This window comes from Bariatricus sp. SGI.154, from assembly GCF_050313795.1.
GTDB lineage: Bacteria > Bacillota > Clostridia > Lachnospirales > Lachnospiraceae > CAMBRQ01.
In genome coordinates this window covers 21,815-35,548 of sequence record NZ_JBNPMC010000026.1, presented here as the reverse complement: position 1 = coordinate 35,548, position 13,734 = coordinate 21,815, and the positions used below count along the sequence as shown (strand labels likewise).

The following is a 13,734-nucleotide window of genomic DNA, read 5'->3' as shown; positions in this document are numbered from 1 at the left end:
CTGTAATTTTACAGAACTTTTACTCTTCTAAGGAGTCATTAATATCCTTTATCCATGCATCATCTTTCATGGAAAAGCATTCTATAAAATGACCGAAATTACTACTTCCTTTTATTGTATCATCAGACGATAATTTCTTGATGCGTTCTTTCATTTCCAGATAATTCTCTTTTGTAATTCCAGAAAACAATTCCTGTCTTTGATCTTCTCTTCCTTTGTAATTTTCTACTCCAGTTAATTCAAAAATAATTGGAGCATTTTTCTTTTTCTGATGTGATTTCAGCATAATTTCATCCCAATGTTCAACAATAATTTGCATTGTACATGGATTTCCATAAATCACAACTTTGTCAGCAGCATTCTCAACTCCATGAAACTCGTTGATCTTTCTTTTAATATCAACATATTGCTCATAAGGTTTTCTATCGGTGTCACAAAAAACCAGTACTACATCATAAGAACCATTCTGATACTTATCTTGATATCGTGCTGGAATATTTCCATTACCTTCTGCATTCTCCAACGTAAACTTATAATTCTCGTTCCACACATCTAATGATATCAGCTTATCAAGATATTCATATTCTTCATCGCCCTCACATATAATGCATACTTTACTACCAGAAAAAATCCAAGGAAGTTTATTTGCCATCCGCAAGTACCTCCTTTTTATTTCCTTTAATACTTAGCAAAGAACGAATCAGTTCTGGATCAGGTAAAGCACCTAATACACCTTTTCTGTATTTCTCCATAATATCCGTCGTATCACGAACTCCTTGCTGTGCTGTAAATTCTGCTAAAGAATATAAATACACACCATCCTGATCTTTATGAACAAACCAAATTTGTTCTTTACGGAACATTTTTTTGCAGTCCATAAGATTTATATCGTGAACTGTAAAAATCAGCTGTGAGTTAGAATTCAATTCGTTATTGAACATAGCAACAATGGCTCTCGTCAATTTAAAATGAATACTACTGTCCAATTCATCAACGACAAGAATTCTACCATTTTCCAATCCTTCAATAATATAACTTGCAAGTGCTGCAATTTTCTTAGTACCTGTAGAATCAAACAAAATACTCGGCACTGGAATTCCTTTATATACAGACACTAATCTAATTTGATCTATAATCTGTTCAGGTATATTAAGTGCTTTCTCCTCAGGTCTTTCATCTACATTCTCAACTTTGACATGGATTTTATCCATATCTACATACGCATAATCATCCATATAAAGATCTGCATTTTTAATAAACTCAACAACTTTTTTCTGCAAGTCATTTTTGTTCTTCATTAAATTAATTGTTCTTTCCATTGGAATATTGTTCATATCAACAATATCAACCTTAGATGCAAATCGCACAATGAGTTCTTTCATTTCTGCTAAATACTTAAACTTACTTGTATCAACCAAATATACTAACAAATTGCTTTGAGAAACCAACGGAATCATTTTTGTAAGTTCTTCATCTTCATATTGATATTTTGAGTTAACGCTATCCTTCAGCAACCAAACAACTTCTTTTTCGTTGCCATATTGATCTTTTAAAATTTCTTTAAACTCCTCATATGGATACTCTTTCTTCATTGTATCGTACCAAAAATCATACGAAAACTCTCTGCCATCCACCAAAAAAGAAATTCCCATTTGACAAATTGAACTCTTCGTAAAAATATTGGATTTAATTGCTGGATTCTGATTCAAAAAAACGTTTACAATACTACGTATACATTTAACCAGGCAAGTCTTTCCGGCATTATTTGGTCCATAAATCCCTGCCGTTTTCAAAATATTAAAATTATTCTCTTTATGCACATTAGATGCAAACTTTTTGTTTCTCATATCCGCCTTCATCGAGAACACTATAGGGTCCGAAAAAGAAAAACAATTATTCACTCTTACTTCTATTATCATACCTTCATACCTCCATACCTCCAACAGAAATCTTTTCTGTTATATCTGTATCTATAATATACCACAGTTTTATTTTTTATGCAATATTTTTTCACAAAAAATTATACAGAACACATTCGTCCTGTATACTCATCAAGCTGCCTGCGCTTAATCAGTCGTTTCGCCCCAATCCAGAGTACGAACTGACAATTCTCATCATCAGACAATTTACGCAATTTATTCACTCCAATACCAGAATAAGCTGCCGCTTCTTCCAGTGTTAAATTGCTCTTTTCCCAAATGGGAACTTCATGCTTCATAGGCACTTACCTCCATATTTTAGTGATAGGAGCCGGTCAAAGGGGAAGCCCCCTTGTAAACGACCTCTGTAAACAAGCTCCTAAAAAATTCATTTGTTACAATATTTTCTGTTTTCCTATCCAATACAAAATTACTTCTATTTATCTGTTTATGGTTTACAAACCTTGAAAAGTATTGATAAGAAAAGCCTTGATTCTGCAAATAAAACGTCAACCACTGTAAACCCGGCAGACTGTTTTAGCCAAATGGAAGTTCCATCTGCTTCGCTTCTTCCTCGCTGACCGTCTGCCATCCATTTTCATCTTTTAAGTTTTTATCGTCTCGTTTACAACTGTTGTTTACACATATCCAAGAACGCTGAGTTCCATATTCCTTAAATCTTACCGTCGGACCAGATACCCAGCCAATGATCGACGAGTTCATAATCTCACAGATACGATCTGTATCGCTTTTCTTTGGTTTCACATAGGGATTGTCCAATGCTTCTTTGAAAATCATCAACGAACACACCTTCATATCCTCATGTTCGCCAAGCCATGCCTGAATCACTCCAGTTTCCGTATCTTCTGCCATAAATTCTAATCGCAGCTTATCCAGTTCTTCCTCAATCTCTCTGGAAAATGCCAGCTTGAAATTGCCGCTTCGAAAAATCACCATTGCTTCTGCCCAGACCTGCTCCAAATAAGCTCTGGACTCTTTTTCATTCTTCAGTAAATGAACCTCCATCTGAGAACGATCGGTCTGTACCGGAACAAAACGTCTATTTCCTGTTCTATCAAAGGGCAGAAACTTCTTTTTATTGGAAGTTCCGCCAAACACACACTGTCTCGGGCGGTCAACCGCATGAAGTGCATACAAATCCTTATAATTCTCTTTCTGCCTGCTCAGGAAACTCTTGATTTCCTCAATACTCTTTGCTCTGGCAGTTGCAACCATTTCTGATAGTTCAATAATCCAATGCCCTCTGAGTCTGCGATACACGTTTTCGTCATCCAGCTTTTTCAGATCATCGGTGAACCAGTCATCATTCATTGCCAGCAATCGGAAGAATGTGGACTTTCCAACACCCTGACCACCTACAAGGCACAGCATATATTCAAACTTGATGCCGGGTCTAAAAACTCTGGAAATTGCCCCCAAAAGGAACATTTTCATGCTCTCATAGGTCAGATCATCGACTGGCGCCCCTAAGAAGTGATGCAGAACATATCGGATACGTTCCTGTCCATCCCACACAAGACCATTCAGAAAATCCCGAATCGGATGATACTTATTTCCGTCTGCCTCCAGATCAATACTCTTTTCCACGATCTTATCAATGGTCAGACCATATGTTTCTTCCAGATAGAGCATGATATAATTCACATCCATATCATTGAGTGCCGGACTGACCTTGTCCCACCATAATGGTTTTACGATATCCGTCTGGTCTGTCAGGATATTTTTCCTAAATGCTCCTTTTAAAATCGGGTCATGTTCAAGAATAATCCTGCAATTATGCCGATTGTTTTTCACAGCACCTTTCTGTTTATAATCCAGCATCTCCCGGATTTCCTCCACTGTCAGTTCCGGCTCCATCGCATCCATTATTTCGGACAGGCTCTGTTTCATCAGAGGAGACAGATTCTCTAATTCGTTGTTCAAGTTCCATCACCTTCTTTCCTTGTTCGGCAATCACTGCCGCTTGTTCTTCTGTTTCTCCAAACAACAAAATATCTAATAAATACTCTATATATGAAATATCCTGTAATGCTTCACAAAATCGTGGATGCTACATTTCATCATCTGACTTAGGCGCATATATTTCTTTCCAGCTTCTAAGCAGATGCCGACAATCCAACAGAACCCGAATACATTTCGTTTTCATCTGTTCGTATCTCTGCTCAAAAGCCAATTTGGGAACTGTCTTCTTAACTGGAAGATTCACTTTCTTATGCGAATCTGCATCATAAACAATCCCAAAATCCTCTGCCAGTCTGATTGCTGCAACCTTTTTTCCTACATTGTGAAGTGAAGCGACGAAATCAATCACGTCACCAGTTGCCCCGCATCCGAAGCAATAATAACAACTGTCTACTTTCATGCTGGGCGTTCTGTCTTTATGGAATGGACAACACGCCATTCCGTTTCTGCCTACCCTGATACCATAATGCTCCGCAGCCTGACGGGTAGTGACCGACTGCTTCACAGTTTCAAATACATTCAAATTTACCTCTCCATCTCATTTTTTCTCTGTGCCATTGTCCTGTCTGTATCTGTTTTTCGATTTGCAATCGCATCCCGATGCTGATACAGCTTATCCAAAACAGAACTTTTGGCTTTTTTCTTAATCTCTTCCTTACCCTCTGCTTTAACTTTTGGATTCATCATAGTAGCCTTCACCGTATTCAGAACTTTCTGTGCCGCCTTCATCAGTTTATTCTGAAACGCATCCAGACACTTCCCGACAAAATCTCTTTTATCTTTTGGGATGTTTCGCTCGGAGGAAGTCACCCATTTTTTATAATCCTCAATCAAAATCAAATCTTCTTTCTGCGTTTCCTCCCTGACTTTATCTGTAACAACTTCCACTGCTTTGTCATAAGCAACATCTGAAACTTCATCAATCAGCACTTCTACATCTTCAATCTTTAAGGTCAGTTCCTCCAATGTCTGCTCCTGCTGAGTGATCTGTTCTTTCTGAGTTGCCATCTGCTCCTTTTGCTTCATCAGGATATAATCCTGCTTTTCCAGATAATCACGACCACCATATTCCGGCTCTTTATCCAGATACAGTTTTCGGTTATCGCAAATATCCAAAAGCAACTCTCTGCACATGGCATCAAATGTTTTCTTTCGATTATTTGCTTTGCTCTTTGGCTTATCTGATTCTGGCAATGGGATTCCCATTTTTTCCAATGCTTTTTCCTGCTGGGGACAGATTTCTCCATATTTATTTTCACAATCGAATACATGACGTTCATGAATATGAGGTGTTCCTTCGTCTACATGAAGAGCCCAATCTAAAATGTGAAAATATTCCCCATATCTTTTTTCCAGTTCTCCAAAGAACGTACTCGCAACAATCAATAATTCTTCCGGTGAAACCGTTTCATCAATATTTCCAATCTGATAAATCGTTTCTTCCGGACAGGTCTTTTTGTTCTTCAACAGATCTTCGACCGTTCGATTACGCTCAATGTGTCTGGTCTTTGCATTTCTCGCATTCTGTGCTTCTATATGATCACTGTAATGCTCGTTATAATAGATACGTTCCACTTCTTCAAAACTGAAATCATGTTCCTCATCCTTTTCTCGGCTTTCAAAATATGTGACACCACGATAACAGTCCCAATAAACATTTTTCTTTGCTCGCTCCGCATCAATATGTTCACTGTTTTCCACATTGAAACGTCTGTCATTATGTCTGGGATTATAAGTTCCGTTCTTCCCAGAGCGACCGTTGTGTCTTGTTAATTTCAATAATCAATATTATTTCCTGATACGTAAAAACAGCCACGAAATATTTCTATCTCATGGCTGTCTATTGCATTTTTTCATGTATTGATTGGCTTAAGTTTGGCTTAAATGCTTAAATTTAAGACTTCACCAAACCTCATTCTTCCTTGATTTTCAAGGAAAATCGGCACTCTTATTTATCGAGTGACTTCATCGTCGGGAGTTTTTTTGTGGTTCTTTCATACTCGACCAAGCTGATGTTGTTACTATAAAATTCTCCATATTCCAATTATCCTCATACTTCATATTTCTGCTCTACTTTGAGTCACTTTGCGGGCAAATGATGTAAAATATGATGTAAATGATGTAGGGCGATAATAGTATATGCAAGCGCATAGTTATATAAAAGAAATTATAACTTCTTTTATTTACAAAGTCAATTCATCTTGTCCATTCCTCAATTCCGTTACACCATAATTCCTTTTTACTTCTGTAGCCTGATTGCTTTTAACATGCTAATCAAATTATCGGAGCTATTTTGTTATTTTTGTACTCATTACATCACTTACTCTATCAAGTAGGCTTAAATTAAAATTCAGTTTTTTCTGAGCCTCTTTTAATTCTAACACATTCTTATTAAAATAATCACGAACAATAATTGCAGCAAAACATTGTGCCTGAACGGTTTTTGCCTTTTCCAATTTATAATTGATGTTCCCATAACTATGTGCTGATGGATTTCTTAGTTCAAAAAATAATTTGTAATAAAAATCCCAATATGACATATTTGCTTTTTCAAATATGCTATCAGGATTAGTTCCTGTTAATTCCTCCCATCTCTTTTTATGTTTCATTACCGCTCCTTGCTTTTTGGAATTAGGTGGTTCTCCTAATATTCCTTCTACACTCCTACACGCTTGAACTACTGCCACTTCCATATTTGGGATTATTGCTGCATGTTCCCATATTTCCGGTTCTTCCGCTAAATGGTCATGATATGGATAATTACTCAACTCACAAATCAAGCAAATATAATGTTGTATAAATGAATTGCTCAACATCATCATCGCTGTATATGCCTTATCATCACGTATCATTAGCTCTATTTCCGGTGCGAGATTTCCAATATCAGTCGCTTTTATGATTCTTCCATTTGTTAAGTTTACACTATCAAACTGTTCGAGGTTATTGAATACTTGTTCTGCTAAGTTTTTATTAGAATCAAAATAATATATCCATCTATATTCATACCAATCTGCTGAAATCCTCTCAAAAGAATTTGCATATTGCATAGCCAGCCACATAATGCTTGCAATATTTTTCCAAAATGGCATATCCTTAACTTCCGGGTCTACTTTAATTATGATAGATGAATTTCTATCTTTTTCATGTGTCCATACGAATACTTTTTCATGCTCTACCTCAAATAATTCATTCATCTCGCCAACTTCAGGTTCAAAACTATTTTCAATTAAAAGCCCTTTCATATAAGCCGTTTTACATACATCATTCGGTGGATTAGGTGGGTATTTCTTTTCTAATTCCTTGTTTTGCTCAATCCGATATTCAACCCATTCCTCTATAGCTTTTCGCAGTTCGTTTTCCATAATAGCTTTCCTCTTTGTCACATAACATCTATTTCATATACTTTCTATAATCAATCATTTATTCTTCTCCCATTCTATCACACTTTTATCGAGACAACTATTTCTAGTTCCCGCAAAAAAAAGAACACACAACACTCTGTATGTTCTCTTTCCGTATGTGAAGTCCAATATTATACTATGAAGTAGCTATCCAATCCTTTGAACTCTGCCGTTTTCATTTCCTTTGTAACATCAGCATAAATATTCAATGTGGTTGAAATATCTGAATGTCCGAGTGCGTCTTGAATAACCTTTATATTTACTCCAGCTTCGCACATTCTTGTTGTAAATGTATGTCTAAGCGAGTGACAGCTAAAATGAGGAAGTAACACATCAGGTTCATCACTGTGCAAAAACTGCTCATCATTGCAATCACGGATAATTCTTCGGATTGCTTTGTTGAGTGTGGCTTGGTGCTGTGCCTGACCGAAACGATTGATGAAAATAAAATCTGTATATCCATCTATTGTGACCTCGCAATGAAGTCCTAAATCTTCCTGCTTCTGTTTCTCCTGTTCAAATGCTTCTTTTACAAAACCGAGCATTGGAACCTGCCTCATACTCGCTGGAGTCTTCGTTGTATTTACATTGAAATAACAGCCACTTTTACTTCCCTCAGTTCTGTGGTCATAATATACAAGAGTATGATTAACATCAATCATTCCACTTTCCATATCAATATCACACCATCTCAATCCAGTCACTTCCCCCACACGAAGCCCAGTTCCTATCATTACTGCAAAGACAGGATACCAATGTTCATATACAGGGTGGGTTTTTAGGAAATTCAGAAATAACTCCTGCTCAGGTTTCGTCAACGCTCTACGCTTTTCCGACTGAAAACAATGTGCTTTTTTCAATTCTCTCAGCACATTATCTGACGGGTTATTTCTGATAAAGTCATCATCAACCGCAATCTGCAAAACCTGATGAAGAACCGTATGAATATTGTCAATCGTTGAAGGCTTCAAATTTCTTTCATCAACAAGATAATTGTAGTATTTCTTAATATCCGATTTCTTCAGCGTTGATATTCTTTTACTTCCAATCACTGGTCGCACAAAGGTATTGTACATATATTTGTAATTTTCAAAGGTATTATTCTTCAGCCCTCTTTTCATATTTGCCCAAAGGTCAAATAATTCATCAAGGGTTGTGTATCGTGCTTCGGTCTTGATACCATCACATTTATCTTTCTGAATACGCTTCTCTTTTTCTCTCAGGTCATCTAAAGTTCTTGCATAAACAAATCGCCTTTTCATTTGGCTGTCCTGCCAGCTAAATTGATAAGTACCGTCTTTTCTCTGAACCTCTCCGGTTTTCAGAACAACCCTTGATTTATCTTTTCTTTTTGTCGCCATTGTATCCTCCTAAATCTCAAACTGTTTATCTGTATATTTATCAAGTCGTTCCCTCACAATATGGATTTTATTGCCTATCCATATTGCAAAGGGACAACCTGCTTGATTAGATAACTCACGCAACTTCGTTCTTCCTATACCGGAATATGCTGCGGCTTCTTCGATTGTCAGCCACTTTCTTTCCCATATCGGTTCTTCAGCATTGCTTATGAGTTTTTCCTGATATGTTCTTACTTCGGCAAGTAAGCGTTCATCATCATTCAAGGAAAGTAAGTTTTTCAATGTATTCATCAAAAATCCTCCTCTTAATCATTCGACGATTTCCTATATGAAGAACAAATGGGCATTCTTCTTGGCTTGTTAGTTTTCTCAGTCTTTCTCTACCTATGCCAGAATATTCAACTGCTTCATCAATCGTCAAATTAGACTTATGCCATATCGGCACATCATATTTTTTTCGGATAATCTTTTCTGTATCTGCCATTACGGAAGCACCTCCTTGTTTTTTTCTGCCCTTATGATAATTAAAAATGAGCGATGAGCCTATTATGCGAACCGACCCATCGCACACTTTACAAATCAGCTATATCGAATACGCATTATCAAGATATTCGTCCAGTTTTCTTCTTTTAATCAGTCGCTTACTTCCATTCCAAAGAACAAACGGGCAAAACTCCGAGTCGGACATTTCTCTTAATTTTCTTGAACCAATACCACAATAAGCTGCGGCTTCTTCTACTGTAAGATTGGACTTCTTCCAGATAGGAATAATGATTTTATTTTCGGTCATTGCTTCCCCTCTTTTCTTTCTTTGATGAATATCTGTCGGTAACAACATAATCCCAACCATCCCCATCGCACTTATCACATCTGTCTTTTCGCTTTGCAAACAGGTCGAGTCGCCTTACAATATAGTCTGGATTGTGAATGTAATCATTCAGGCACTTCGGGCATAGGCAGCGAATATTTTCTTTTCCCTCTGGCTTGTAAACCCAAAGTCCAAAAGTCTTTTTCAAAGTTGCATTTATCTGTTTGAAAAGTTTATCGTCATCTACCGTACCTATGTATTCACGTAAATCCTCTCTATTGACTGTCCGAATCTGTTCCAGAAGAACCATTGACGGTTTCTTCAGTCCAAACTCCTCGCCGAGAATAATGTGCGATGGCAAATATCTTTTCTTGATTACACTTGTAACCGCTGCAACAATAATCGTCGGAGCATTCTGGTTATAATCGTCCGCCTGAACGACAAGCACCGGACGCTCTCCGCTTTGTACTGAACCACTGTTATCTCCAAAGTCATAGTAAAATAAATCCCCACGACAAATCATTTTTTCTTTCATATACATAACCTCACAAGAATCTAATTTTTAAAGTGTCATTCGTATCCGGAATGAAATAACCCCTTCACTCATTTGGACAAAGGGGACTGAAATGCACACCCAAAATCAGAGATTTTCATAAAATTTGATAAAGTTTTTCTTTGCCGCAGCAATAGACTTATCCACGGAGCTGTAATATACGCCCTCCTGCTTTGCAATCGCTCTGGAACTCAGACCGCAGCATACATTCTTCATAAGGCGTTCCCTTTGAAGTGGCTGCAACATTGAAAGTGCTATCCTTGCTTTCCTGATTTCACACTGACGCAATTCTTCTCTTTCCAGTTCAAGCCTTTCTTCCTCTGCTCTTTCAAACGGGTCGTCAAACATAATGGCAAGCTCTTTATGAAACTGTGAGGACATTTCATCGTCATATCCATAGCAGTCAAGTGTGCGACTGCTTCTCTTTGCATACTTGTCCTCATTTCGGTTTGCATCGTCAATTACCTCTCCCTGAGCAATGGAAAGATGAACAAACGGAGAATATCTTTCTATAACAAATGGATACTTCTCCCAAAGCTCTTTTACAGATAATTCCGTAATAATCGCCCATCTCTCATCTCCGGTATAACCGTTATATTCGTATTTAAGGTTTATCAGTTTACAATCCTTTGCAAATAATTCTTCTTGTTCTGCTAATGTAAGTTTGTTTGTCATTTTCGTAATCTCCTTTGAATTTTGAAAAATTGATAAGTTTCAAAATTCGGAGATTACGGGTACTCAGCTATCTGGCACTGCCATGCGTTATAAAACATAAAAGTCCTTTCCCAAGTAAGGGAAAAGACCTAATACTGCACGAAGCATAATCGAATAAAACAGCAGCAAAAAAAGCACCGTCGAATCTGGACAGCAAAGAATACTTCTATTCTTCACTTATCCGGCTTCGTACGGTGCTTGGTAGTTTAGCAAATAAATTGCTTATCTCCGCTTACTCGATTAGAAATCGTTTCGATATTTACTTGTAATCCTCATCGCCTGCAATTCCTGCCATATCCATTCCTACGGATTCTGCGGAAGTAAGCGAGATTTAAGATGTGGACATTCTTGCACTTCTGACACTTCACACTCAAATGTCCGGTTGCGTCTGAAAAAACTCTCTGTATCCTGAACCCGCAAGTCGGGCAGAGAATATCACGCTCTTTCAGGCTTTCTGCTTCTACTCTTGACAGAAGCAATCTCTTTTGTATTTCAGGTGCTACCTGAGTCTGTAACCTCATTGCGAAACACCTCCAAGATTTAATTCATTGGAAATGTATTCAAGGATATTGTGATACTCAAATAGTCCCATATCTCTCAATCTGATAACCAAGGCTGTATAAGATACTCCGATATAAGCTGCCATTCTACGAATAACTGCTTTTTCCTTTGAAGCAATGGTATTATCACCATAAACTTTTATCGGATTTGACTGATTATATTTCGCCAAGGCATTTTCAATAATCCTTCTCGGCATAAGAAGCGAAGCTCCCATTGTATCTGCCTGCCACTCAACAGACGCAAACATCTGAGCCAGTTCCTCTTTGGAATAACTACGCTCACTGTCATACTCTGCATGAAAGCGTCCTTCACTCGGCATTGCATACATCTTACTCAAGATATGATGTGACGCTTCGTGTGCCATTGTAAACCTGCGACGTCCTTGCTCCTTTTCGGCAAGAAGAAATTTATCAAGTACGATGGTATCTTTCGGGAAAACAAAGGGAATAATTTTTCCGTCCTGATGTACCAGCAGTGGTGTTGCTCCATCTGCCAGAAAGCCAATCCTGCCTGCATCATCTTCTGCGAAAGAAGCGTATTCAATTCGTAACATAAGAAATTCTGTAATGAAATGTTCTATGTCGATGGATTGAATCACTCGATTGCTAAACTTATTAGCGTAAGCTGTTATCAAGCCTTCGCTGATTTCTTCCAACTCGGCTCTTGACATATAAATACTCAAGTTGTGTCCACCTCCGACTCCACCTTGTCCGGCGGTGCAACTCCTCCGGCAAAGTTCTGTTGTATTTCCGCACTATCCAAATTGATTAGATAGCGAATTCCTTCAAGTGTTCTCATTCGTCTGTCCTCTGTTATAGTTCTTTGATGATGTGACAAGCCACACCCTGAATGCAGCACTCATCTACAATGATGTCTTTCATCTTCTTATTTTCCGGATGGAGAATGATTTTCTTATTCTCATCATCTCGGAAGTAACGTTTCAATGTATTCTGATTATCCACAAGGGCAACTACTATGTCGCCCTCATTGGCTTCTACCTGCTTTTTGACAACCACAAGGTCGCCGTCATCAATCCCTGCTTCAATCATAGACTGACCGCTTGCTCTTAATATAAAGAAATCTCCTTTGCCGAAAATAGCAGTAGGAAGTGATACATATTCTTCAATATTTTCTTCCTCATACTGAGGACTGCCACAAGGAATAGAACCTACAATCGGTGTCTGTGTCTGTTCGCCACTGTACTTACGGGTCACATTGGTGCGAATCTCCTGCCCGTCGTACTCAATCATATTCTTCTCAGCCATCTCTACTAAGTATTTGTATGCTGTACCTCTGGCAATGCCAACCGCTTCAGCAATCTTTGTAGTCGATGGGGATTGTCTGTTTTGCAGGTAATAATCCTCTATATACTTTTTTATCTCACTCATAAGTTCAGGACTCTTTCTTCTCATACCTGCACCTCGCTTTCTTTTCTATCGGAAGCAGTTTGCTTTCGATAGTTTTATTATACCTGATACGAAAAATTTTTCAAGTAGGTTTTTCGCAAAAGAAAAGAGGTGTCGCAATTTGCTAACACCTCAAAATCTATTCACTCGCACTAAAATTATGAACTCCAATGGTTTGCTATTTTCTCTATACTTATCTTTTCTTATACAATACAAGTTCCGGATTTTTACCATCTTCTTCATAAGTACAAATAAGAATAAAATCCATATCTGCAACAACGCCGAAACATCTATCGCCGCCGTATTCACATTCAAGCTGATTGCCCAGATATGTCTTTGCCTCATTCAAAAACTTAGCCGCTTGCCCATTCGGAAGCCGGTACTCAAGATTCACATACTTTCCCACAAGGGCATTCAGTTTTTCGACCTTTGGCATTCCGTCAACATTCAATTCGTTAATTTCATTGATTAACTTTTTCTTGAATTCTTCAAACTGACCGTTATCACTAAGCTCATCATATTTCTTCCAGTAATCCAAAGTAGGAAGTAGCTCTTTCATATAAGAACGGGCTTGTTCCTCCGTGAAATTCTCGCTTACCATATTCTTAACACAAACTTCAATCAAATCGTCCATATCATTGTAAGTATATGTTCCATCGGCATAACACCACTTACAATAGTCCTCGTTGAAGGAACCATCGTGATTGTGTCCGATAATATCATCATCTTCAAGCGGCATTCCACAGCATTGGCAAATAAGCTTTCTCGGTGAGCCTAAAAGTGTATTTATGGAAACATCTAATACTTTTGACAGCAATTTCAATGTTTCCGTATTCGGAACTGTTTCTCCGTTTTCCCAACGTGAAACTGCCTGACGACTTACAAAAACTTTTTCTGCAAGCTCATCCTGCGACATTCCCTTTTGAGTGCGAAGTTCAAGTATAACCTGTTTTGTATCCATTATGCAGTACCTCCCTTACACCTTTATTATAGTCTCACGCATTATCTCAAACAAGCAACTTGCAGTT

General features: G+C 37.8%; 16 protein-coding genes and 1 pseudogene. All 17 read right to left on the bottom strand.

The features are described from left to right. Window positions 1-19 precede the first annotated feature (19 nt). The 17 genes and pseudogenes from ACQRBN_RS11970 to ACQRBN_RS11890 all read right to left on the bottom strand — a co-directional run bounded on the left by ACQRBN_RS11970 (window position 20) and on the right by ACQRBN_RS11890 (window position 13,667). Window positions 20-652 (bottom strand): hypothetical protein, encoded by a 633-nt coding sequence (locus tag ACQRBN_RS11970; RefSeq protein WP_427739219.1) that lies wholly within the window; start codon window positions 650-652, stop codon window positions 20-22. Beyond that, complete coding sequence (locus tag ACQRBN_RS11965; RefSeq protein WP_427739218.1) at window positions 642-1,919, bottom strand: AAA family ATPase; 1,278 nt, start codon at window positions 1,917-1,919, stop codon at window positions 642-644. The genes ACQRBN_RS11970 and ACQRBN_RS11965 overlap by 11 nt, the downstream gene beginning before the upstream one ends. A 101-nt stretch (window positions 1,920-2,020) precedes the next feature. Next, window positions 2,021-2,218 carry an excisionase gene (locus ACQRBN_RS11960; RefSeq protein WP_427739217.1) on the bottom strand — a complete coding sequence of 66 codons (198 nt, stop codon included), beginning with the start codon at window positions 2,216-2,218 and terminating at the stop codon, window positions 2,021-2,023. Between the two features lie 238 nt (window positions 2,219-2,456). After that, entirely contained in the window at window positions 2,457-3,806 is a 1,350-nt protein-coding gene (locus ACQRBN_RS11955; RefSeq protein ID WP_427739238.1) for a VapE domain-containing protein, read from the bottom strand. Further along, a pseudogene (locus ACQRBN_RS11950) lies at window positions 3,748-4,425 on the bottom strand (CHC2 zinc finger domain-containing protein). The gene ACQRBN_RS11955 and the pseudogene ACQRBN_RS11950 overlap by 59 nt, the downstream one beginning before the upstream one ends. Before the next feature lie 2 nt (window positions 4,426-4,427). Further along, window positions 4,428-5,681: a serine/arginine repetitive matrix protein 2 gene (locus ACQRBN_RS11945; protein ID WP_427739216.1), complete on the bottom strand. Its 1,254-nt coding sequence runs from the start codon at window positions 5,679-5,681 to the stop codon at window positions 4,428-4,430. A gap of 509 nt (window positions 5,682-6,190) precedes the next feature. Then, window positions 6,191-7,264 (bottom strand): hypothetical protein, encoded by a 1,074-nt coding sequence (locus ACQRBN_RS11940; RefSeq protein ID WP_427739215.1) that lies wholly within the window; start codon window positions 7,262-7,264, stop codon window positions 6,191-6,193. A 170-nt stretch (window positions 7,265-7,434) separates the two neighbouring features. After that, window positions 7,435-8,664: a tyrosine-type recombinase/integrase gene (locus ACQRBN_RS11935; RefSeq protein WP_427739214.1), complete on the bottom strand. Its 1,230-nt coding sequence runs from the start codon at window positions 8,662-8,664 to the stop codon at window positions 7,435-7,437. A gap of 9 nt (window positions 8,665-8,673) precedes the next feature. Then, window positions 8,674-8,955 (bottom strand): excisionase, encoded by a 282-nt coding sequence (locus ACQRBN_RS11930; RefSeq protein ID WP_118236496.1) that lies wholly within the window; start codon window positions 8,953-8,955, stop codon window positions 8,674-8,676. Continuing rightward, the gene (locus tag ACQRBN_RS11925) at window positions 8,921-9,148 is read right to left on the bottom strand and encodes an excisionase (protein ID WP_002594705.1); all 228 of its coding nucleotides are present in this window, start codon (window positions 9,146-9,148) and stop codon (window positions 8,921-8,923) included. Before ACQRBN_RS11925 ends, ACQRBN_RS11930 begins: the two co-directional genes overlap by 35 nt. Window positions 9,149-9,247: 99 nt before the next feature. Then, a complete protein-coding gene (locus ACQRBN_RS11920) occupies window positions 9,248-9,454 on the bottom strand; it encodes an excisionase (protein ID WP_002594704.1) in 207 nt (68 codons plus the stop codon). After that, window positions 9,441-10,007 (bottom strand): type II toxin-antitoxin system PemK/MazF family toxin, encoded by a 567-nt coding sequence (locus tag ACQRBN_RS11915; RefSeq protein ID WP_427739213.1) that lies wholly within the window; start codon window positions 10,005-10,007, stop codon window positions 9,441-9,443. Before ACQRBN_RS11915 ends, ACQRBN_RS11920 begins: the two co-directional genes overlap by 14 nt. A gap of 105 nt (window positions 10,008-10,112) precedes the next feature. After that, entirely contained in the window at window positions 10,113-10,700 is a 588-nt protein-coding gene (locus ACQRBN_RS11910; protein ID WP_118236494.1) for a sigma-70 family RNA polymerase sigma factor, read from the bottom strand. 311 nt (window positions 10,701-11,011) lie between these two features. Beyond that, window positions 11,012-11,260: a hypothetical protein gene (locus ACQRBN_RS11905; RefSeq protein ID WP_002594701.1), complete on the bottom strand. Its 249-nt coding sequence runs from the start codon at window positions 11,258-11,260 to the stop codon at window positions 11,012-11,014. Next, window positions 11,257-11,982, bottom strand: a complete 726-nt coding sequence (locus tag ACQRBN_RS11900; protein WP_118236493.1) for an ImmA/IrrE family metallo-endopeptidase — start codon at window positions 11,980-11,982, stop codon at window positions 11,257-11,259. The genes ACQRBN_RS11905 and ACQRBN_RS11900 overlap by 4 nt, the downstream gene beginning before the upstream one ends. Window positions 11,983-12,112: 130 nt before the next feature. Continuing rightward, window positions 12,113-12,688 (bottom strand): transcriptional repressor LexA, encoded by a 576-nt coding sequence (gene lexA, locus ACQRBN_RS11895; protein WP_015530046.1) that lies wholly within the window; start codon window positions 12,686-12,688, stop codon window positions 12,113-12,115. A 211-nt stretch (window positions 12,689-12,899) separates the two neighbouring features. After that, entirely contained in the window at window positions 12,900-13,667 is a 768-nt protein-coding gene (locus tag ACQRBN_RS11890; protein WP_044681695.1) for a zinc ribbon domain-containing protein, read from the bottom strand. Window positions 13,668-13,734 lie beyond the last annotated feature (67 nt).